General features: G+C 44.0%; 11 protein-coding genes, 9 tRNA genes and 3 rRNA genes. 2 read left to right on the top strand and 21 right to left on the bottom strand.

The features are described from left to right. Window positions 1-151: 151 nt before the first annotated feature. The 7 genes from J8Z24_RS07155 to dapB form a co-directional block, all read right to left on the bottom strand. On the bottom strand, window positions 152-2,947 hold the full coding sequence (locus J8Z24_RS07155) for a collagenase (protein ID WP_252095517.1): 2,796 nt from the start codon (window positions 2,945-2,947) through the stop codon (window positions 152-154). Window positions 2,948-3,451: 504 nt separating this feature from the next. Continuing rightward, window positions 3,452-3,727, bottom strand: coding sequence for a hypothetical protein (locus J8Z24_RS07150; RefSeq protein ID WP_147390501.1), 276 nt, complete (start codon window positions 3,725-3,727; stop codon window positions 3,452-3,454). A gap of 533 nt (window positions 3,728-4,260) precedes the next feature. Continuing rightward, window positions 4,261-4,866 carry a hypothetical protein gene (locus tag J8Z24_RS07145; protein ID WP_147391121.1) on the bottom strand — a complete coding sequence of 202 codons (606 nt, stop codon included), beginning with the start codon at window positions 4,864-4,866 and terminating at the stop codon, window positions 4,261-4,263. A gap of 327 nt (window positions 4,867-5,193) precedes the next feature. After that, window positions 5,194-5,670, bottom strand: a complete 477-nt coding sequence (greA, locus tag J8Z24_RS07140) for a transcription elongation factor GreA (protein WP_125253230.1) — start codon at window positions 5,668-5,670, stop codon at window positions 5,194-5,196. 46 nt (window positions 5,671-5,716) lie between these two features. Further along, window positions 5,717-8,935, bottom strand: coding sequence for a carbamoyl-phosphate synthase large subunit (carB, locus tag J8Z24_RS07135; RefSeq protein WP_252095516.1), 3,219 nt, complete (start codon window positions 8,933-8,935; stop codon window positions 5,717-5,719). A 16-nt stretch (window positions 8,936-8,951) separates the two neighbouring features. Continuing rightward, window positions 8,952-10,088, bottom strand: a complete 1,137-nt coding sequence (gene carA / locus J8Z24_RS07130; RefSeq protein ID WP_147391123.1) for a glutamine-hydrolyzing carbamoyl-phosphate synthase small subunit — start codon at window positions 10,086-10,088, stop codon at window positions 8,952-8,954. A 207-nt stretch (window positions 10,089-10,295) separates the two neighbouring features. Continuing rightward, window positions 10,296-11,099 (bottom strand): 4-hydroxy-tetrahydrodipicolinate reductase, encoded by an 804-nt coding sequence (dapB, locus tag J8Z24_RS07125; RefSeq protein WP_147391124.1) that lies wholly within the window; start codon window positions 11,097-11,099, stop codon window positions 10,296-10,298. A 273-nt stretch (window positions 11,100-11,372) separates the two neighbouring features. On the opposite strand from dapB, the gene J8Z24_RS07120 reads away from it, so the two are divergent. Further along, window positions 11,373-12,686 (top strand): Na+/H+ antiporter NhaC family protein, encoded by a 1,314-nt coding sequence (locus J8Z24_RS07120; protein WP_252095515.1) that lies wholly within the window; start codon window positions 11,373-11,375, stop codon window positions 12,684-12,686. 73 nt (window positions 12,687-12,759) lie between these two features. Continuing rightward, entirely contained in the window at window positions 12,760-13,539 is a 780-nt protein-coding gene (locus J8Z24_RS07115; protein ID WP_252095514.1) for a nucleoside-binding protein, read from the top strand. Window positions 13,540-13,598: 59 nt separating this feature from the next. On the opposite strand, the gene J8Z24_RS07110 is transcribed toward J8Z24_RS07115, so the two are convergent. The 14 genes from J8Z24_RS07110 to pgsA all read right to left on the bottom strand — a co-directional run bounded on the left by J8Z24_RS07110 (window position 13,599) and on the right by pgsA (window position 23,359). Next, entirely contained in the window at window positions 13,599-14,627 is a 1,029-nt protein-coding gene (locus J8Z24_RS07110; RefSeq protein WP_252095513.1) for a tetratricopeptide repeat protein, read from the bottom strand. Between the two features lie 969 nt (window positions 14,628-15,596). Continuing rightward, window positions 15,597-15,710: ribosomal RNA gene (gene rrf, locus J8Z24_RS07105) — 5S ribosomal RNA — on the bottom strand. Window positions 15,711-15,824: 114 nt separating this feature from the next. Beyond that, window positions 15,825-18,709: ribosomal RNA gene (locus J8Z24_RS07100) — 23S ribosomal RNA — on the bottom strand. A 268-nt stretch (window positions 18,710-18,977) separates the two neighbouring features. Next, window positions 18,978-20,510: ribosomal RNA gene (locus J8Z24_RS07095) — 16S ribosomal RNA — on the bottom strand. Together the 16S, 23S and 5S rRNA genes form the textbook arrangement of a ribosomal RNA operon. A gap of 1,173 nt (window positions 20,511-21,683) precedes the next feature. Then, a tRNA-Gly gene (locus J8Z24_RS07090) sits at window positions 21,684-21,759 on the bottom strand. A gap of 35 nt (window positions 21,760-21,794) precedes the next feature. After that, window positions 21,795-21,881, bottom strand: a tRNA-Leu gene (locus tag J8Z24_RS07085). Window positions 21,882-21,915: 34 nt separating this feature from the next. Beyond that, window positions 21,916-21,989 (bottom strand) — tRNA-Cys (locus J8Z24_RS07080). A 5-nt stretch (window positions 21,990-21,994) separates the two neighbouring features. Further along, window positions 21,995-22,070 (bottom strand) — tRNA-Gly (locus J8Z24_RS07075). 35 nt (window positions 22,071-22,105) lie between these two features. Continuing rightward, window positions 22,106-22,192: transfer RNA gene (locus J8Z24_RS07070), tRNA-Leu, on the bottom strand. 22 nt (window positions 22,193-22,214) lie between these two features. Beyond that, window positions 22,215-22,290 (bottom strand) — tRNA-Gly (locus tag J8Z24_RS07065). Window positions 22,291-22,325: 35 nt separating this feature from the next. Beyond that, window positions 22,326-22,412, bottom strand: a tRNA-Leu gene (locus J8Z24_RS07060). 36 nt (window positions 22,413-22,448) lie between these two features. After that, window positions 22,449-22,522 (bottom strand) — tRNA-Cys (locus tag J8Z24_RS07055). A 5-nt stretch (window positions 22,523-22,527) separates the two neighbouring features. Further along, window positions 22,528-22,603, bottom strand: a tRNA-Gly gene (locus tag J8Z24_RS07050). 210 nt (window positions 22,604-22,813) lie between these two features. Then, the gene (gene pgsA, locus J8Z24_RS07045; protein WP_125254293.1) at window positions 22,814-23,359 is read right to left on the bottom strand and encodes a CDP-diacylglycerol--glycerol-3-phosphate 3-phosphatidyltransferase; all 546 of its coding nucleotides are present in this window, start codon (window positions 23,357-23,359) and stop codon (window positions 22,814-22,816) included. Window positions 23,360-23,376 lie beyond the last annotated feature (17 nt).

Raw genomic sequence — 23,376 nt, 5'->3', positions numbered from 1 at the left:
CTTTCAAATTGAGCAAGTATTAAGTCTAATTGGTATTATATTATCAATACAGCCTAGCCTCTTTTGAGTAAAACTGTCACATCATTCTCTGGGTAACGAAAAAGGAGCTCATAAAGCTCCTCAAACATTATAGTCGATTACCCTTTTATAGCTAATTGCAGCTCCCCGCGTTATACGATACTTTGATTGATGCACCAGCTGGGGCACCTGATACTTTTATATATCCCCAATACGAAGATTGTGCATCGAGCTCGATACATTCAACATTACCTTGATTAAAAGAGCTAGCCTCCACATTGCTACCATTTGGCCATCCCCCATTACTGTACTCAAGCCCCAAGTCACCGCTGCCATGGACAGTTTGTATTACAATTGATTGCTGTGCACTTACATTTTCAAGGCTAAACCACATCGGATCTTGGCTACCTAGACACACCGTTTTACCGGCTGTTAATCTGCCATTGGATATACTACCTTGAGACTTGCACATATCCTCAACCGTTGACTTAGTTTGGATCTCTCCTAATAACTGAACATTTTCAAAGCGATTGTAACCATGTAGCATAAGGTAATAAGTGCCGGCTTCCGGGGTAGCAATTTCGCATATTTCTTCGTTACCAGATTTATAAGGCCGGCAATCAAATTCATTGAATGTTGGCGCTGTTCCCGCTTTTACATACAAATCAACATCTCCTGTTCCTCCAGATGTCGTCAAAATTAATTTGTCTACACCCGCAGCAACGTCAATGGAAAAGGCAAGTTGTTCATCTTGTTCACCTGAAATAATTACTGGACTTCCTGAACGTAACTTTTCTGATGACGCTGCACTTATGGAAGCAATCGTATTACTTACATGACTTAAACCGGCAGGATCCATAACCGTAAGACTTACTTGATACTCACCAGGTTGAGTATAGTGATGTGTGGGATTAGCGATGTTGCTCTCACTACCGTCTCCAAAACTCCAAAGATACGTTAATGTGTCACCATCTGGATCTATGCTTCCTTGACTCGAAAACTGAATGTCTTGATCAGCAGTCCCTGTATATGGGCCATTAATTTGTGATGTCGGCGCGTTATTTTGTCCGCCATCAACCAAACTATTACACCATTGCACAAATTCAGACTGATACTGAGACGCCCAACGATTGACACGCTCTTGATAACCATCCCAATTTGCGGTTCTGGTTTCTTGTCGCATTGCCTTTACTTCATCAAAGTGTCTTTCGTACATAAATCTGACACCTAAATATCCCCAACGATAGATCCTATCTTGGTCAAATCCATCGTAAGTGGTGCTAAAGATTTCAGCTAGCGTATAGGTGGAGCCATCTTGAATCGTATCGATAGCAGCTAGATTGTCGTTAAGGTTTGCGATGTATTCAGCAACCCCTTCACTCCACCACACGATTGGTTTGGTTGGGGCATTAAATCCTCCATACAAGTCAAAACGACCATCAAGGTAATGCACATACTCATGCTCTAAGTTCCAGATGTAGTGATCGGGTTTAGCATAGCTTGCCTCGTAAGCAACAAAGTTAGCAATATTATTCACATCGCTTGGATCCCCTTCCAGATACATACCACCATTGTCTGTGCTTATTTTAAAAATGGCTTTAGCATATTTTTTATAGTCTGAACTACTGTTAAAGATATTAACCTGAAGAAAATCATTGTTATCGTCTGCTACGGGTGAACGACCTGTCTCAAGCATATCGTGGAAACGCACTTCCTCTGCTTCCATTTTTTCACAAGCAGATGTCAGCTGTACGGGTGTTAACTCTTGTGCACGTATTTTAATGGTGTCGCTACAGCTATGCTGCTGTGACAAAACTTTCGCTTCTAGCTCTTTGTCAAAGTCACAAATATCAAACTTACTACAATCCGAGTAATACGTTGCAACATCAGCCGCAGCCAACCATACTCCATCCCCAAAGCCATAGCTCTCATAGCGTGAAAATAGTGACACTAGTTGATTGTCTACGTTGTCTTGTATTGCTGCACCATCATATAGCTTTAGTCTTGCCAGTTCGCTTGCAGCATTGATAATGAGGTATTGTGAATCAGAGTTTATCATCCAAGTTTGCGCCGTAAAGTTACCTAATAATTGGACTAGCTCTTGATCATTTTTTACCTGGGCTACGAAGTTACTATTCCATTGTCCACGATATAAAATCGTAAAAATGCCATTTACCGCGCTTCGCATATTCCATTTCTGCCCATAGCTTTCATTCCATTTTGCTAGCCAAGCCTTCACTACTGGCAGGTAGCTGTCTTGCAACTCAGACGAGTCCATGGTGATTATTGCTTCGCTTAAGACTTTGCCATGTGCATCATTGTCATCGTAAAAGTGGCTATTATTTACAAACGCATCCAAAGCCTCTTTCACAGCTGGCTTTACCCAAGTTGCAAAACTCACTTGGTCGTTGTAAAACTCGACGTAGAAGCCCGCACGAATAAATAAGTATAAAGCTTCTAGATCAGAGCTACCGTTGCCAGCGTAGCTCTGAGAAAGCGCTTTTGTGCTTTGCGCAGCGGCATACATTTTATCAGAAGTAAACACTTTTGATTGAGTACTGCTTTCAGCCGAAAATAGCGCATTGATACAACTTGCCCCTTGCAGCTTGACTTCAGCAACAATTTGACTGCTGTTGGCATTTGCCAGACTAGCTAAGTCGCAAACGCTTGACTGCTCGCTGCGGTCAGCATTAAATGTATTGACTTGAGAAGTTTGTGCGGCGAGTAATGGGCTAACTTGCATAGCTTCACTCTCGGCGACCGGCGCTTTATCCCGTTTGGCGTTGTGTTCATGACCATGCGAGATATTAATTTTTGCCTGGCTCGACGCCTCTAATGGCTTAAATAATCGCTCTGACTCTTGATGGGCGTTTACCGCTCCTGCCATTGCTAACGCGACCATGACTGACGTAAATTTTGTTGTTTTCATAAGTTACCTTTATGTTGTGTATCCAAACCCAACGGGTCTATCCGATTGGGTTTTATTTTTCTAACATTAAATACACAATGTATACAATATATTTTATATAACATTATGGAATAGTGAGGTGATTTATATCTTGGTTGGAGGGGCTCAAATGCGCGAAGTAGAAATCACAATACCACCTCCACTGTTTCCAAAAAGGAAACCATTATCGCGTACTACAGCGTTAGTTTTGCTTGAATAGAGCTGCTTTTGATGTACAAATTTGCCATATATTAAGAAATCACTTCTGGCTAGAGCAATATTGCGCTGAGGCACCTAAGTTGACTAACTAACTGCTTATCCCGACCTAAAGTTTGAGCATAAGCTCAGTCATAATTTGTCATTGAGACTACCAGATTACAGTACATATCAAGTTTCGAGCATTTAAACCCAACCCTTGGTTAAATAAAGATAAATCGGTTAACTGACGGTGGTGAGGAATAGAAATTTACAGAAAAGGAGAATATTTTAAATTTTATCTATTTGGGCGATGGCACCTGATGATATTTTAACTCTAATTTTACAGTTTGAAAGCGAAATGGAATAAATACCATCCGTTGGCTTCTGCACTAATAGGTGCTGAAGTCCCAATACTAACTCATCAGTCTCACTTTTCATTTGCGTGTTTCGTGAGTCTATGAACTCCTTTCCCTGCTTCAATGCTTTATCAAGCACGACCGAAGCGACCTGCTGAGTAGATTTACTTTTTAAAGTCTTAATAAGTGCACTTTTTAATAAACTCATGCTAATCCTATAAATAAAGATACCGATCCATATCACAATGCTTAGGGATCGGTGTCTAATTGGTTTTGGGAACAAATAAAGTGTAGCAAGCACAGCAAAAAAGTCTAAAGTAAATTCGTTTCAAACTGTGTCAATTGTTACATCATCGGCTAATTAATTTGCATGCAAGTTTATCCCCCTATTCACACTCTGTGGCTAGGTACTCAACTATCGCCAAAAAGCTAAAATGCCTCATATTCATCAAACCGGACTTCGAATAACTTATACTTTTTTAGCCGCAAGTTTTATGTGGCCTTTATACCAATTTGCTTAATTAAGTAGTCTATTTTGAGGCGAGAAAATCCTGTCGATAACTCCGCTACCGCGTCCTGCTATCGCCAAGGTACCTACATCCGTGTAGGCAAGGCAAAAATTTTGATATTTAGTTGTTCTAAATGAGAAATTTTTTAACGCAGTTAGCGTCAGATTTACTCCTTCAAATTGAGCAAGTATTAAGTCAAATTGGTATTAACACTCTCTACCTAAAGTTTGAGTCAATAAAGCGCGGATAAATGATTACACTGCTCAATAATCTGCTTTTCAGAAAATAGCTGCGGTATAAAATATAATAAACTACTAGGAAGCTGGGATGCTGAGCGTGGCGCCGAAGTGAAATTTGTTACGGCTTCCAGCTCATGAAACGCATCGTGCCATGTCGGAACGGCCTTGCGTAATTGCTCATAGCATATTGTATTTATCTCAAAATTCTCGAAGTATTCATCGATTAAGCAAAGCGGCTGGTTGAGATTAAGAGAATCAAGCAATTCTCGAGAAAAACACTGCTGAGCTGGATTAGCGTCATTAAAAAAGTGTCCTGGCAAGTTATGGCCGATAATTAGGTCTTTACTCTCAAACAAGCTATTGGTGTACAACAAAGCAGTAAGAACGAGGTATGTGTCGTACCTAGCCAAGCTAACCCCTTGGAGAAGTGCGCTATGCTTGCTGAGATCCACTGTGGATCTTAGTCGTAGAGTGCGCCAAAACTCATGCTTTTGACTGGGTAACTCTTGATGAATTCCTGTGCTTGCTAGCCTCTCTTTCCAACTTGATATAAAAAGCTCAAATCCTTCAGTTTTAAACTGTTCCATTTCAAATGGCACATGTACCTCCTCATTTTTGTTCCGTGTCAAGGATTAACACAAACCCTAGAAGGTTTTGCATAATTAGCAATTACATGACATTACAGCTAAGTTCTGAGTGAGCGTTCAGACTCGTTTAAGTTCAGTGACTGAGACACGGGGTAAGAAGCTACATCAATTAACTGGATTAATACCAATTAATCTTAATAAACGAGAAGAGGTTGTTGATAACATAGTATTAAGTGAACACCTGTGCATCCATATTCATAGAGGTGAGGAAGAGGTATGACAAGGTGGGTAACAAAAAAGCCCGTATTTTTCAAAATACGGACTTTTAATTGAAAAGGATTACTTGTATTCAACCTCGATGATTTCATACTCAACTAGGCCATTTGGCGTTTGAATATTCACTGTATCATCTAGCTCTTTGCCAATTAATCCACGCGCAATTGGAGAGTTAACAGAAATTAAGTTATTTTTAATATCTGCTTCATCATCACCAACAATGCGGTAGCTAACTTCTTCGTCCGTATCCACATTAACGATAGTAACCGTACTGCCAAAAATAACCTTGCCGTTATTTTGCATTTTAGTTACATCAATTATTTGTGCAGTTGAAAGTTTCGCTTCAATTTCTTGAATACGGCCTTCACAAAAACCTTGCTGCTCTCTTGCTGCATGATATTCAGCGTTTTCTTTCAAATCGCCGTGTTCACGTGCTTCTGCAATGTCTGCAACAATTTTTGGGCGAACAACTTTTTTTAAATGATTCAGTTCTTCACGAAGCAATTCTTCGCCTCGCACTGTCATCGGAATTGATTGCATAAGTATCTCACTCATCGCCAGAGCATATGCTCTGGCTTTGTTCTTTTTAGTTCAAACGCTGGTGTAATTCTTGAACAGAGTTTACAGAGCTTCTGTCGTCAGCTGCATTCGCTGTACAGTTTGCAAACGCTGCATTTAGCGTAGTGGTGTAGTTAGTCTTATGCTGTAGTGCACCACGACGTAACACCTTCGAGTCTTCAATAGCTTGGCGACCTTCGGTCGTATTAACGATATAGCTGTACTCACCATTCTTGATACGGTCAAGAATATGAGGACGGCCTTCGAATACTTTGTTTACGCGACGTACTTCAATACCCGCTTCTTCAAGCGCTTTCGCCGTACCATTCGTTGCATCTAGCTCAAAACCAATGGCTTTCATTGTCTTAGCCAGTTCAACGACGCGTGCCTTATCACCATTACGCACAGATAGTAGCGCGCGGCCGCCACGTGGTAAAGTGTTTGATGCACCTAATTGGGCTTTTGCGAATGCTTCGGCGAAGTTTTCACCAACACCCATCACTTCACCCGTAGAGCGCATCTCTGGACCACGCATTGGGTCAACACCTAAGAATTTAGCGAATGGGAGTACAACTTCCTTCACGCTATAATAAGGAGGGATAACTTCTTTTGTTACACCTTGGCTTTCAAGAGACTGCCCAACCATACAACGCGCTGCTACTTTTGCCAGTGCAACACCCGTTGCCTTCGAAACAAACGGTACTGTACGTGCTGCACGAGGGTTAACCTCGATTAGGTATACTTTGCCATCTTTCACAGCAAACTGAGTATTCATTAGACCCACAACACCAAGCTCTAGCGCCATGTCACGTACTTGCTTGCGCATAACGTCTTGAATATCTTGCGATAGAGAGTGTGCTGGTAATGAACATGCTGAGTCACCTGAGTGAACACCCGCCTGCTCGATGTGCTCCATAATACCGCCAATAATCACGTTTTCACCATCACAGATAGCATCAACGTCAACTTCGATTGCATCATCTAAGAAGCGGTCAAGAAGAACTGGTGCTTCGTTAGATACAGATACCGCCTCAGTCATGTAACGACGTAAGTCATCTTCGTCATATACGATTTCCATAGCACGACCACCTAATACGTATGATGGACGAACAACTAATGGGAAACCGATCTCTTGAGACTTAGCAACCGCTTCTTCTAGAGAAGTTACTGTCGCGTTCTCAGGTTGAAGAAGGTCAAGGCGCTCAACAAGTTGCTGGAAACGCTCACGGTCTTCTGCACGGTCGATTGCATCTGGAGAAGTACCAATTACTGGCACACCATTCGCTTCAAGGTCACGTGCTAGTTTAAGTGGTGTTTGACCACCGTACTGAACGATAACACCTTTTGGCTTCTCAACACGTACGATTTCTAGTACATCTTCAAGCGTGATTGGCTCGAAGAATAGACGGTCAGACGTATCGTAGTCGGTTGAAACGGTTTCAGGGTTACAGTTAACCATGATAGTTTCATAGCCATCTTCACGCATTGCAAGTGCAGCATGAACACAACAGTAATCAAATTCGATGCCTTGACCGATACGGTTAGGGCCGCCGCCGATAACCATGATCTTGTCTTTTTCAGAAGGTGCTGCTTCACATTCTTCATCGTAAGTTGAGTACATGTAAGCTGTGTCTGAGCTGAATTCTGCTGCACATGTATCAACACGCTTATACACAGGTAGAATTTCTAACTGATGACGCTTCTTGCGGATTTCTTTTTCAGAAACACCTGCAATCTCAGCGATGCGCGCATCAGCGAAACCTTTGCGCTTGAGGCGACGAAGGAAATCTTTGTTAAGACCAGCAAGACCCGCTTCTGCGATCTTAGTTTCATCTTTAATGATGTCTTCAATCTGCACTAAGTACCAGCGATCAATCTTGGTTAACTCAAATACATCTTCAACGCTCATACCGTGACGCATTGCATCTGCAATGTACCAAATACGCTCAGCACCTGGCTCACGTAACTCACGAATGATGGTTTCTTTTGCGTTTGGCGCATCAAGTGCAATAATCGGGTTGAAACCTGTTGCACCCACTTCTAAACCACGAAGTGCTTTGTGAAGAGACTCTTGCTGGTTACGACCAATCGCCATAACCTCACCAACAGACTTCATCTGAGTCGTTAGACGGTCATTTGCACCAGCGAACTTCTCAAAGTTAAAACGAGGGATTTTGGTAACAACGTAGTCAATTGAAGGCTCGAATGACGCCGGTGTCGCGCCACCAGTGATGTCGTTTTGTAGCTCATCAAGCGTGTAGCCCACAGCCAATTTTGCTGCAATTTTCGCGATTGGGAAACCCGTTGCTTTTGAGGCTAGTGCAGATGAACGAGATACACGAGGGTTCATCTCAATGATAACCATACGGCCATCCTTTGGATTCACACCAAATTGAACGTTTGAACCACCTGTTTCAACACCAATTTCACGTAGTACCGCCATCGAAGCATTACGCATTAGCTGGTATTCTTTGTCAGTTAATGTTTGTGCTGGTGCAACAGTGATTGAGTCACCTGTGTGAACACCCATGGGGTCAAAGTTTTCAATAGAACATACAATGATGCAGTTGTCGTTTTTGTCACGAACAACTTCCATCTCATATTCTTTCCAACCTAGTAAGCTCTCATCAATTAGAAGCTCATTAGTTGGTGAAAGGTCTAAACCACGTGTACAGATTTCTTCAAATTCTTCCATGTTGTAAGCAACACCGCCACCGGTACCACCCATGGTGAAAGAAGGACGGATGATACATGGGAAGCCGATACGCGTTAGCACGTCTTTTGCTTCATCCATTGAGTGTGCAATCTCTGCGCGAGGGCACTCAAGGCCAATGTTTTTCATCGCGATATCAAAACGCTCGCGGTTTTCTGCTTTGTCGATTGCATCTGCCGTCGCACCAATTAACTCTACACCGTGCTTAGCAAGTACACCATGCTTGTCTAAATCAAGCGCACAGTTTAGTGCTGTCTGACCACCCATCGTAGGAAGGACAGCATCTGGCTTTTCTTTTTCGATGATTTTTTCAACAACTTCCCAGTGAATTGGTTCGATGTACGTTGCATCAGCCATTTCAGGGTCAGTCATGATCGTTGCAGGGTTCGAGTTTACAAGAATGACTCGATATCCTTCTTCTCTCAGCGCTTTACAGGCCTGAGCACCAGAGTAGTCAAATTCACAGGCTTGGCCGATAACAATTGGGCCTGCGCCCAAAATCAGAATGCTTTTTATGTCAGTACGTTTTGGCATTATTACTCCGGTCTAATTAAGCGTTGCGAGATTGCATTAATTCAATGAAATGGTCGAATAACGGTGCTGCATCATGTGGACCTGGGCTTGCTTCAGGGTGACCTTGGAAGCTAAACGCAGGCTTATCAGTACGATGGATCCCTTGCAGTGTGCCATCAAACAAAGACTTATGCGTTGCACGTAGGTTATCAGGAAGCGTTGCTTCGTCAGCAGCGAAGCCATGGTTTTGTGCTGTGATCATCACAACGTCACGATCTAAGTCTTTAACCGGGTGGTTGCCACCATGGTGACCAAACTTCATTTTCACTGTTTTTGCACCAGAAGCGAGTGCTAATAACTGGTGGCCTAAGCAAATACCGAAAATAGGTGTGTCTGTTTCTAAAAATGCTTTTATCGCGTCAATGGCATAAGTACATGGCTCAGGGTCACCAGGACCGTTTGATAGGAAGATGCCATCAGGGTTGAGTGCTAGGACATCAGCAGCGGAGGTTTCTGCTGGAACAACTGTTAGTTTACAGCCTCTGTCAACTAGCATTCTGAGAATGTTCTTTTTCACACCAAAGTCATAGGCAACAACATGAAACTTTTCATCTTCAGCGCGAAGTGTTTTAAAACCTTCGCCCAGAGTCCAGCTTGATTCACGCCATTCAAACTGAGTTTCTGTTGTCACTACTTTTGCTAAATCCATCCCTTTTAAGCCAGGGAATGCTTGCGCAGCTTCTAGCGCTTGTTGCTCGTCAACTTCATCACCTGCGATAATACAACCATTTTGGGCTCCTTTATCACGAAGAATGCGAGTGAGTTTACGAGTATCAATATCTGCTATCCCTAAGATATTGCGTTCTTTTAAGTAGTCACTTAATGACTGTTCATTACGGAAATTACTCGCAAGCAGTGGTAAGTCACGGATCACTAGGCCTTTTGCCCAGATTTTGTCCGCTTCCTCATCTTCGCTGTTAGTACCGGTGTTGCCGATATGTGGGTAAGTGAGCGTAACGATTTGTTCCGCGTATGAAGGATCCGTTAAGATCTCTTGATACCCCGTCATTGACGTATTGAATACTACTTCACCGACTGACATACCGTCAGCACCGATAGCAGTACCACGAAAAACCGTGCCGTCTTCAAGGACTAACAGAGCGGATTTAGTCAAGTTAACCTCCTAGATAGTAAAAAACGGGCGAAAGCAAAACGCTCAACATCCCGTCTACAAAGCGCTTGGTAACACGCAGTTATTAAAATTTTGGCAAATTCGTTATAGTCTACAGCATGAATCACATTTCGTCTAATTAAAATCACCAAAATTACAAAAATAAGCCTTTAAACTCTTTTTTTACTTTAAAGCCGCAAAATGATATGCTTACTTCTTTAAATCTAGGACATCTTGCATATCGTAAAGGCCTGCAGGTTTATCTTTTAACCATTGCGCAGCCCTTACAGCGCCTGATGCAAAGGTCAATCTCGATGCAGCTTTATGTGTTAATTCGAGTCTTTCCCCCATTGTTGCAAAGTAAGCGGTATGTTCACCTACTATATCACCCGCTCTAAGCACCGAATAACCAATCTCATGTTGTGATTTCGCTTCATGGCTGTGACTTCGGTCATAAACCGCAACATCGTCATGCTGCCAGCCTTTAGCTTCAGCTATCGCTTCACCAATAGCCAGTGCGGTACCTGACGGAGCGTCGATTTTGTGGCGGTGGTGTGCCTCAAAGATTTCAATGTCCATCTCGTCAGCAAGCTTCTGTGCCGCTGTTTGCACTAAATTAAGGAGAAGATTAATACCCACACTATAATTACGAGAAAAGACAATAGGTATTTCCTTTGCAGCCTCAACTAGCAGTTCCATTTCAGTTGTAGTAAGACCTGTGGTACCGATCACCATTGGCTTTTTAGCAGCAATCGCGGCTGATAGGTGTTGCTTCATTCCCTCAGGTAAAGTGAAGTCGATTAATACATCAACATTTTCAAGCGTATCTTGTTCAGAGCTAAAACGAATATTTGTGTCTGCCTTTGGCTGCAATTGATTAATTGCTTTATCAAGGTATTGTGAACTTTCTCGAACGAAAGCGCAGATCAGCTCAGCTTGTTGCGATAAATAACAAGCTTCAATTAATGCAAGTCCCATTCTGCCATTCGCACCATAAATACCTATTCTTGTCATGTGTCACCCTTATTTTTACGATATTAATTATCCGAATGGTAGCAATTATGGCTAACCGGATATGTAGAAATGCGTTTTTGCAGGAGTAGAGTTTACCGTATCTGTATGTCATAGTCAGTCAAGTTGAAAATAATAAAACATTAGACTTTAGACGTCTAAACATATAAACTGCCGCGCTCGCTAACCTATTAGGGTTGAAAAAACTTCATCTTATTAGGCGTGTTTTGCGGTTTTACAGCCAATTATTGGCTGTGCTTTATGTTGGGGAGTGCTATGCAACCAAATTACAATCAAACAAAGGCAAAACTATCATTATTGCCACTGCTGACCTTTGTAGGGATTTTTCTTGGCGCAGGATTGTATTTACAATCACAGGGCGTCGACTATGCGTTTTATCAATTAAAAGCGCCCGTTGCTATTCTACCCGCCATTGTTTTGGCTTTTTTACTCAATAAAGATACCATAAACCGCAGTGTCGAAACGTTTATTCGAGGCGCTGGACACAGCAACATCATCACCATGTGCCTCATCTATTTATTGGCAGGTGCTTTCTCAGCCGTTGCAAGTGCAACAGGTGGTGTCGATGCTGTGGTTAACGCAGGTTTGTCACTTATTCCTCCAGCGTTCCTATTACCTGGCCTTTTCCTTATTTCCGCTGTCGTCTCTACTGCAATGGGAACTTCCATGGGCACAATTGGTGCGATTGGCCCTATTGCTGTTGCAGTGGCGATGAAAACGGGGATCGACCCTGCACTGATGGCCGGCACTATAGTATCGGGTGCAATGTTTGGCGATAACTTATCTATTATTTCTGACACCACAATTGCAGCCACACGAACCCAAGGCTGTGAAATGAAAGATAAATTTAGAGAGAATCTAAAGATAGCCCTACCTGCTGCGTTGTTGACTGTCTTGCTATTAGTATTTTTAACCCCAGAGCCGCAGGTTGTAGAAACCAAACCGTTTGATTGGCTATTAGTTTTACCCTATGCGTTTATCTTGGTCTTGGCTGTGATTGGGATTAATGTTTTTGTTGTTCTTTTTAGTGGTATTGTGTTTGCTGGCTGCATAGGTTTTGTGGGTGACTACCAAGGCGCAGCGTTCCTAAATGACGTCTACAAAGGCTTCAGTGATATGCAGGAGATTTTCTTACTATCTATATTCATTGGTGGCCTATCCGAGTTTATTCGTATCAATGGCGGCCTCGATTTTTTAGCAAAGCAAATCCAAAAAATTACCAGTATCATTGCTAAATGGCACCGCCAAGTCGCTGATCAACTCGGTATTGCAGCGCTTGTATTAACCAGTAATCTATGTATTGCAAATAACACTGTAAGTATTATTGTTGCTGGCCCTGTTGCTAAAAAGCTAGCTGAAGACGGAAACATTTCAGCTAAGCGCTCTGCAAGCTTACTCGATATTTTTGCGTGCGTTATGCAGGGTTCTTTACCCTATGGTGCACAGGCACTGTTACTCGGTGCTACTTTTAAAATCAGCCCGTGGGATGTATCTAGTTCATCTTATTACTGTTTTATTCTAGCGCTCACTGCCATTTGTGTTATTTGCCTAAGAAGAAATAAAGCATAATTTATTTACTTTAAGCGCCCAACTTAGGGCGCTTTTGTTATACTTTCATTTTTAATGTTATCCGAATTAATAAATGAAACTCAATACGCTCATTACTTTATCCTCACTTGCTGTTAGCTCACTTAGCTATGCCGCTGATTGGAGCACTACACAGCTGCACGTCAACCACGGCGACTTTAAAAATCCCTTTAGCAAAAATGAAGCAACCACAACCGTTTATTCGCTTCAACATGCTTCAGGCTATCGCTATGGTGATAACTTCTTTTTTATCGATTACAGTAAAGATGATCTCACTGATGACTATCAAGATGGTGACTTTTATGGGGAGTGGTATTCAAGCTTCTCCATGTCAAAGATTGCTGATTTTAAGTCTTCTTTTGACGCTATAGCTGACGTTAGCCTAACAATGGGCTTCAATGCAGCTGGAGATGCTAAAGTGATGAAATACTTACCTGGTGTCAAAGTGAACTGGAACTTTGAAGGGTTCAACTTTTTCTCATCTACATTTACTCTCTATCAAGACGATAGCCAAGGGATCAGTCATGGCGGCGCTCCTAAGGAAAGTGATAGTTGGATGATAGATCTTGCATGGGGCTATCCTTTCAAAATAGGCGAACAAAAGTTCTATCTTACTGGCCATGTAGAATATATTGGCGAGCGAGAAAACGAGCTTGGTAATGATGTTAAAGGCTGGCTGCTCGCACAACCAATTCTTCAATGGGATCTCGGCTATGCGTTAGGGATGCCAGATAATCAGCTGATGTTAGGTGTGGAATGGCAGTATTGGCACAACAAACTTGGTACAGATACCAACGAATCCGTTCCACAATTACACCTTGCATGGACTTTCTAAACCCAGTACCCATGATGCAGCGGCTACTAGCGTTTATGCTTCTTGTAGCCGACACTGAACTAAATTCCCTCTTGGCACCAAGACAAAACGAGATCTAGAGACTGCTTATTATCATCTAGTTTTCTGACACTTAGGTTCTTATAAGTGGCGAAATCTTGATATAGCGTAGTTAGTTTCGGCAACTGTAGCAGTGACACATACCTTGTTATGTTGTGGTGATACTCTGTTTTCATAAGCATAGGAAGGGAGTCTAATAAAAAAACTTGCTGTTCTTGATTCAACTCAGCAACCTGCTCTGCTCTTTTAACAGTAAGTTCTTGCCACATTAATACTGTTATTAACTCGCTGTCTTGGGTTTGATCAACGCGCATTTTCACTGTATTGACATAACGCTGATAGCCCTGCCATTGTTTTGACGCAATATAGCTATTGAGTAGGTTCAGGCCAACATAGCTGGCCTCGTAGTTCTCCCCCGACTTTTGATGGTGTAGAAACGCCAGCCGATACAACTCAGCCGCTTTTTCATAATTTGCCCGATCAAAATATACGTTCGCTAAATTATTATGTAACGCTGCTTTAATGTGTTCCTCTTCCCTATACTCGATAAGAGCTCTATCAAGAATCTCTTCAGCTTCATCCAACTGACCCGCTGTCCGATATAGTACAGCTAAGTTATTTATGATCTTTTGCTTTTGTTCATTTGTCGAAAATCGAATTGCACATTCATAGCTCTTCTCTGCCAGCTCAAACTTACCGGTCCTTCTAAAATAAATAGCAAGATAAGTGGCTATTTCACCTTTCTCATAGTTTAAATAATGTAACCAATCTTTATTTTCTGAGAAAAGGTTAATAATACTTTTGATTAACCCAACATCGTTTGCTCTAATTCCTGACTTGAGGCCGGCTAAATGAATTTCGTATAACCCTTTTGAAGGGGTTTTAGGCAGGACTGGCTGTACCTTGGTATATATTTCCAAAGCTTCGCTCGGATTAGACGCGTTTGCTCCCTGAATAGCCTGTAGTGTCTTGAATAGCTCGTTAGGCGTTAACACAACAAATGCAGAAAGCAATAATGCAACCTGTAGCACACAAATACTCCTATCGCGCCAGCTTAAACAATCATAATGAAGCTTAGTAGTTTACATCAAACTTATCACATAAAAGAGTAAAAATCTGACTCGACAATGAAGTTGATATTGTAGTGGGAGCGAATTTACCTCGCGATGTTACAAAGTAGGATGTTTTTATTCTTTTTGTTTGAGAGACCTAACAGCTCGGCGGGTAAACCGCCTCCTACAAAGTACAGCACCTTGTTGATATCGTGGTGGGAGCGAGTTTATCTCGCGATGTTACAGAGTAGACTGTTTTATTCTTTTTGTTTGAGAGACCCAACAGCTCGGCGGGTAAACCGCCTCCTACCAGTGCTGCACTTTGTTAGTGTCGTGGTGGGAGCGAGTTTACCTCGCGATGTTACAGAGTAGACTGTTTTATTCTTTTTGTTTGAGAGACTCAACAGCTCGGCGGGTAAACCGCCTCCTAACAATACAACACTTTGTCGATATTGTGGTGAGCGCGAGTTTACTTCGCGATGTTACAGAGTAGACTGTTTTATTCTTTTTGTTTGAGAGACCCAACAGCTCGGCGGGTAAACCGCCTCCTACCAGTGCAGCACTTTGTTGGTGTCGTGGTGGGAGCGAGTTTACCTCGCGAGGTGTTGATTATCTTGTGAGGTTTTCTTTTCAAATCCCACATAGCAAAAAAACCCGTCGCATTGCTGCAACGGGTTTCTCTAATAAGGCCCTGGCTCGCTACGAAGTAGGATGTTCTACTTTCACATGGGAAGCCCACACTATCATTGACCGGGACCGACCCTTCGCGGGGCTCGCCTTCGAGCTGTTTTGTTTCACTTCTGAGTTTGGGTGACAAGAAACCGAAGTAACGCTTCCAGTTCGAGGAAGTGAGCGCATGGATACGCGAAGGGGAAATACTACATGGAAGTACTTTACTACAAATGAAAAAAACCCGTCGCATTGCTGCAACGGGTTTCTCTAATAAGGCCCTGACGATGTTCTACTTTCACATGGGAAGCCCACACTATCATCGACGCTGTTTTGTTTCACTTCTGAGTTCGGCATGGGGTCAGGTGGTTCCAAAACGCTATGGTCATCAGGAAATTCTGTTCATTAATGAAGTATCCTTCATTAATATAAATCTGGAAAAAGCTTATTAAATTCTTTGTCTACTTCAGTCTATTAACTTCTGTCGCTAAACCACTTTGGCGTTGTATGGTTAAGCCTCACGGGTAATTAGTACGAGTTAGCTTAATGCCTCACAGCACTTCCACATCTCGCCTATCAACGTTGTAGTCTTCAACGGCCCTTCAGTTGACTCTAAGTCAAAGTGAGAACTCATCTCGAGGCTCGCTTCCCGCTTAGATGCTTTCAGCGGTTATCGATTCCGAACGTAGCTACCGGGCAATGCAATTGGCATCACAACCCGAACACCAGCGGTTCGTCCACTCCGGTCCTCTCGTACTAGGAGCAGCCCCTCTCAATTCTCAAACGCCCACGGCAGATAGGGACCGAACTGTCTCACGACGTTCTAAACCCAGCTCGCGTACCACTTTAAATGGCGAACAGCCATACCCTTGGGACCGACTTCAGCCCCAGGATGTGATGAGCCGACATCGAGGTGCCAAACACCGCCGTCGATATGAACTCTTGGGCGGTATCAGCCTGTTATCCCCGGAGTACCTTTTATCCGTTGAGCGATGGCCCTTCCATTCAGAACCACCGGATCACTATGACCTACTTTCGTACCTGCTCGACGTGTCTGTCTCGCAGTTAAGCTTGCTTCTACCATTACACTAACCGTACGATGTCCGACCGTACTTAGCAAACCTTCGTGCTCCTCCGTTACTCTTTGGGAGGAGACCGCCCCAGTCAAACTACCCACCAGGCACTGTCCTCAACCCCGATTCAGGGGCCTAAGTTAGAACATCAACACTACAAGGGTGGTATTTCAAGGTCGGCTCCACACAAACTAGCGTCTGCGCTTCAAAGCCTCCCACCTATCCTACACATGTAGGGTCAATGTTCAGTGCCAAGCTGTAGTAAAGGTTCACGGGGTCTTTCCGTCTAGCCGCGGGTACACAGCATCTTCACTGCGATTTCAATTTCACTGAGTCTCGGGTGGAGACAGCGTGGCCATGGTTACACCATTCGTGCAGGTCGGAACTTACCCGACAAGGAATTTCGCTACCTTAGGACCGTTATAGTTACGGCCGCCGTTTACCGGGGCTTCGATCAAGAGCTTCGCCTAAGCTAACCCCATCAATTAACCTTCCGGCACCGGGCAGGTGTCACACCGTATACGTCATCTTACGATTTTGCACAGTGCTGTGTTTTTAATAAACAGTCCCAGCCACCTGGTCACTGCGGCTCTCGCCTGCTTACGACGCGAAGTCTTCACAAGTAAGAGCGTACCTTCTCCCGAAGTTACGGTACAATTTTGCCTAGTTCCTTCACCCGAGTTCTCTCAAGCGCCTTAGTATTCTCTACCTGACCACCTGTGTCGGTTTAGGGTACGATTCAGTATGAACTGAAGCTTAGAGGCTTTTCCTGGAAGTAGGGCATCAACAACTTCACCACCTTAGTGGCTCGTCTCGACTCTCAGCCTTGGCAACCCGGATTTTCCTAAGTCGCCAGCCTACAGCCTTTCACATGGACAACCAACGCCATGCTTGCCTAGCCTGCTCCGTCCCCCCATCGCATTCATACCAAGTACGGGAATATTAACCCGTTTCCCATCGACTACGCTCTTCAGCCTCGCCTTAGGGGTCGACTCACCCTACCCTGATTAACATGGGATAGGAACCCTTGGTCTTCCGGCGTGCGGGTTTTTCACCCGCATTATCGTTACTCATGTCAGCATTCGCACTTCTGATATGTCCAGCATGCCTCCCGGCACACCTTCAGCCACTTACAGAACGCTCCCCTACCCCGCATACTTACGTACGCAGCCGTAGCTTCGGTGGTATGTTTAGCCCCGTTACATCTTCCGCGCAGGCCGACTCGACTAGTGAGCTATTACGCTTTCTTTAAAGGGTGGCTGCTTCTAAGCCAACCTCCTAGCTGTTTTAGCCTTCCCACATCGTTTCCCACTTAACATACACTTTGGGACCTTAGCTGACGGTCTGGGTTGTTTCCCTCTCCACGACGGACGTTAGCACCCGCCGTGTGTCTCCCGGATAGTACTTTACGGTATTCGGAGTTTGCAAAGGGTTGGTAAGTCGGGATGACCCCCTAGCCTTAACAGTGCTCTACCCCCGTAAGTATTCGTCCGAGGCTCTACCTAAATAGATTTCGGGGAGAACCAGCTATCTCCCGGTTTGATTAGCCTTTCACTCCTAGCCACAGGTCATCCCCTAACTTTTCAACGTTAGTGGGTTCGGTCCTCCAGTCAGTGTTACCTGACCTTCAACCTGCCCATGGCTAGATCACCGGGTTTCGGGTCTATACCCTGCAACTTAAGCGCCCAGTTAAGACTCGCTTTCGCTACGGCTCCCCTAAATGGTTAACCTCGCTACAGAATATAAGTCGCTGACCCATTATACAAAAGGTACGCAGTCACCCAACAAGTAGGCTCCTACTGCTTGTACGTACACGGTTTCAGGTTCTATTTCACTCCCCTCACAGGGGTTCTTTTCGCCTTTCCCTCACGGTACTGGTTCACTATCGGTCAGTTGGGAGTATTTAGCCTTGGAGGATGGTCCCCCCATATTCAGTCAAAGTTTCACGTGCTCCGACCTACTCGATTTCACTTTTGATAAGTTGTCGTGTACGGGACTATCACCCTGTTTCGTCATGCTTTCCAACATGTTCCACTAACTACACTAAAGCTTAAGGGCTGCTCCGATTTCGCTCGCCGCTACTTTCGGAATCTCGGTTGATTTCTTTTCCTACGGGTACTTAGATGTTTCAGTTCTCCGCGTTCGCCTCGTTAACCTATGTATTCAGTTAACGATACCTGCAAGCAGGTGGGTTTCCCCATTCGGAAATCCTAGTCTCAAGCGCCTCTTACTGGCTTGACTAGGCTTATCGCAAGTTAGTACGTCCTTCATCGCCTCCAACTGCCAAGGCATCCACCGTGTACGCTTAGTCACTTAACCATACAACCCAAAATAGTTTTAAGTTGTACTGCTAAAGACAGTTTAACTTCGCCAGAAGTTAATATTGAATACTAAAGTAGACGCTAATTAATCAACTAAATGATTAATCGGCATTTTCTTTCGAAAACTCGATAAATAACTTTACGTTATCTATCAGAATTTAATTTTTCAGCTTTTCCAAATTTTTAAAGAGCAAATATTACTTAGCCATCAGGCCAAGCAACAATCATCTGTGTGGACACTTCGAACAAATAAGTTCTAAATCGTATAAGGAGGTGATCCAGCCCCAGGTTCCCCTAGGGCTACCTTGTTACGACTTCACCCCAGTCATGAATCACTCCGTGGTGAACGTCCCCCCGAAGGTTAGACTATCCACTTCTGGAGCAACCCACTCCCATGGTGTGACGGGCGGTGTGTACAAGGCCCGGGAACGTATTCACCGCGACATTCTGATTCGCGATTACTAGCGATTCCGACTTCATGGAGTCGAGTTGCAGACTCCAATCCGGACTACGACAGGCTTTAAGGGATTCGCTTACTATCGCTAGCTCGCTGCTCTCTGTACCTGCCATTGTAGCACGTGTGTAGCCCTACACGTAAGGGCCATGATGACTTGACGTCGTCCCCACCTTCCTCCGGTTTATCACCGGCAGTCTCCTTAGAGTTCCCGACCGAATCGCTGGCAACTAAGGATAGGGGTTGCGCTCGTTGCGGGACTTAACCCAACATCTCACAACACGAGCTGACGACAGCCATGCAGCACCTGTATCAGAGCTCCCGAAGGCACCAAACCATCTCTGGTAAGTTCTCTGTATGTCAAGTGTAGGTAAGGTTCTTCGCGTTGCATCGAATTAAACCACATGCTCCACCGCTTGTGCGGGCCCCCGTCAATTCATTTGAGTTTTAACCTTGCGGCCGTACTCCCCAGGCGGTCTACTTAATGCGTTAGCTTTGGAAAAGTTGTCCGAAGACCCCAGCTCCTAGTAGACATCGTTTACGGCGTGGACTACCAGGGTATCTAATCCTGTTTGCTCCCCACGCTTTCGTACATGAGCGTCAGTGTTGACCCAGGTGGCTGCCTTCGCCATCGGTATTCCTTCAGATCTCTACGCATTTCACCGCTACACCTGAAATTCTACCACCCTCTATCACACTCTAGTTTGCCAGTTCGAAATGCAGTTCCCAGGTTAAGCCCGGGGCTTTCACATCTCGCTTAACAAACCGCCTGCGTACGCTTTACGCCCAGTAATTCCGATTAACGCTCGCACCCTCCGTATTACCGCGGCTGCTGGCACGGAGTTAGCCGGTGCTTCTTCTGTCAGTAACGTCACAGCTAGCAGGTATTAACTACTAACCTTTCCTCCTGACTGAAAGTGCTTTACAACCCTAAGGCCTTCTTCACACACGCGGCATGGCTGCATCAGGCTTGCGCCCATTGTGCAATATTCCCCACTGCTGCCTCCCGTAGGAGTCTGGACCGTGTCTCAGTTCCAGTGTGGCTGATCATCCTCTCAAACCAGCTAGGGATCGTCGCCTTGGTGAGCCGTTACCTCACCAACTAGCTAATCCCACTTGGGCCAATCTAAAGGCGAGAGCCGAAGCCCCCTTTGGTCCGTAGACATTATGCGGTATTAGCCATCGTTTCCAATGGTTGTCCCCCACCTCAAGGCATGTTCCCAAGCATTACTCACCCGTCCGCCGCTCGTCATCTTCTAGCAAGCTAGAAATGTTACCGCTCGACTTGCATGTGTTAGGCCTGCCGCCAGCGTTCAATCTGAGCCATGATCAAACTCTTCAATTAAAAGTTTTTTTGAAAACTAAGTTTCATGCTCATTGAATTCTGATTTTGATACCTTTCGGTATCGAATTGACTGCGCTGAATAAACTATGTTTATTCTGTTGGTCACTCAGCTCAATTGAGACTCTAAATTTGTTTGCGTCATCTAGCGAACTAGACTCTGCTGTTAGAACTCAATCTGTACGAGTGCCCACACAGATGATTGCTTCATATTGTTAAAGAACAGTTCCGGTTACCCGGTACGATGACTTATCATCGCTGCGCCGTTAGCGCTGAGGGTTGTGCATTCTAAGCATTTCCCACTTGTTGTCAACACTTAATTTTGATTTTCTTTCGAAGCATTCAAACTCAAGTTTTATTTGACTCCCGACTCGTTGGCTCGTTGCTTTTCAGCGTTGCTCCCCGTGTCGGTGGATGCGCATTATAGGGAGATCCGATTTAAGTGCAACCCTTTTTTTAAAGAAAATTGCGAAAAAACGTTTGTTCGAGCAAAAATAAAGCGAAACGTCTATTTTTGACACTTTAATATACAAAAAAGGGCTAAAAGGAAGTCATTATTATTGCTTATAAGCATTTTTTCACTTTATCCGCTTGCAAATAGTGAGTTATCAATGCAAAAGCCCTTCTTAAATAAGTCCTGAGCTACTTAATTGTTTAAGCGTTGGCTTTAGAGTTAACTTGAGCACCTTATAAGACAATGCTTCATCTACTTGGCTAGTGAATTTCAAAGCACTTTCTTAATGACAGCAACTTTATTTGCTGTCCTTAAAAATATATTTCCCAGTTGAAACTGCTCTAGTACTCATTCATTAGCGATAGACAAGTTTTAAATACGGGGTGAATGAAGAAACCGGTGGATCTGAAACAAGTTAAAAAGCGCTAATGGGTAAATTAGCCAAAACGGCCAAACCACATTTTTTGGCAGGTCTCAAGATGTAAAAAGCTAATATAAGTCTAGGAGACGCAACACAGTCAAAGAATCGGCATTTATAATTGGTCAATTTGATGCTAACTACGTTAGAAGTGTCTTATATTGAGCAATAATTAAACGGGTTAGTATTACCTCAAACCACCATCAAGATTAATCCCTTTAAAGATAAACCAGGGATGATTATTTGGTATGAATTAGCACTAAAGTAAGGAAATCAGGTAAAAAGTAAACGATGTGATTAGATTTGGAGCGAGTAACGAGGTTCGAACTCGTGACCTCGACCTTGGCAAGGTCGCGCTCTACCAGCTGAGCTATACTCGCGTTCCATGAATCATTTATAGTATTTTTACTATAAATGGTGCCCGGGGCCGGACTTGAACCGGCACGCTGTTACCAGCGAGGGATTTTAAATCCCTTGTGTCTACCAATTCCACCACCCGGGCATCGGGTTTGCTTTCGCATGTGGATATAAGAAAATGGAGGCGGAACCCGGAGTCGAACCGAGGTAGACGGATTTGCAATCCGCTGCATGGCCACTCTGCCATTCCGCCAAATTTGGAGCGAGTAACGAGGTTCGAACTCGTGACCTCGACCTTGGCAAGGTCGCGCTCTACCAGCTGAGCTATACTCGCATTTCATAAATTATTTATAGCAATTTTACTATAAATGGTGCCCGGGGCCGGACTTGAACCGGCACGCTGTTACCAGCGAGGGATTTTAAATCCCTTGTGTCTACCAATTCCACCACCCGGGCATCGGGCATTCGAAAACAAATTTGGAGCGAGTAACGAGGTTCGAACTCGTGACCTCGACCTTGGCAAGGTCGCGCTCTACCAGCTGAGCTATACTCGCGTTCCATAAATCATTTATAGTAGCTTTACTATAAATGGTGCCCGGGGCCGGACTTGAACCGGCACGCTGTTACCAGCGAGGGATTTTAAATCCCTTGTGTCTACCAATTCCACCACCCGGGCATCGGGCTTGCTTTCGCACGTGGAGTGTTGAGAAAATGGAGGCGGAACCCGGAGTCGAACCGAGGTAGACGGATTTGCAATCCGCTGCATGGCCACTCTGCCATTCCGCCAAGTTTGGAGCGAGTAACGAGGTTCGAACTCGTGACCTCGACCTTGGCAAGGTCGCGCTCTACCAGCTGAGCTATACTCGCATTCCAACATTTAAAACTATTTAAATTATTTATCTAGCTTTAAACTTTTATCATTAGGAAGTGTTATCAAAATTTCATTTCGATGACACACTGCCCTCTCAACACGGACGCATTCTACAGAAGTTCTTGTACGCGTCAACATAAAAAATGAATGTTTTTAATCGTTTGCTCAATTTTTATCTAAACCGATGAGTTAATAGACTATAACAGTCAAGAATTAGTCAATTCTCCTTTCGCAGCATATAGATACTGCACCATAGAAACTAAAGTTAGTATGGTAGCAATAGCTAAAAGCGCATAACTTAGCATTGTCATCCAATCAGAGAATTGCCAAATTAGCCCGATGATTGCGAGCATCTGCGCAGCTGTCTTGAATTTACCTAACCAGGACACTGCAACACTTCCCCTCTTGCCTTGTTCCGCCATCCACTCTCGCAATGCAGATATAACGATTTCTCTACTAATTATCACCAGCGTTGATATTGTAATAAAGTAATCATTATAGTGTGTGGCAAGAATAACAAGTGCAACACTGACCATCACTTTATCAGCAACTGGATCAAGAAAAGCACCAAACGGTGTTGACTGTTCAAGCTTTCTCGCCAGATATCCATCAAGGATATCAGTAACTGAAGCTAACCAAAAAATAAACGCGGCGGCAAAAAATGCCCATGAATATGGTAAATAAAAAACGACTGCGAATACAGGAATGAGCAGCAACCGAAATGCTGTGAGCGTATTTGGAATATTCCACATAACTACTTGGTATTGTC

The organism is Pseudoalteromonas sp. SCSIO 43201, assembly GCF_023716725.1.
GTDB classification, from domain to species: domain Bacteria; phylum Pseudomonadota; class Gammaproteobacteria; order Enterobacterales; family Alteromonadaceae; genus Pseudoalteromonas; species Pseudoalteromonas peptidolytica.
This window is presented reverse-complemented; position numbering and strand designations above follow the sequence as displayed.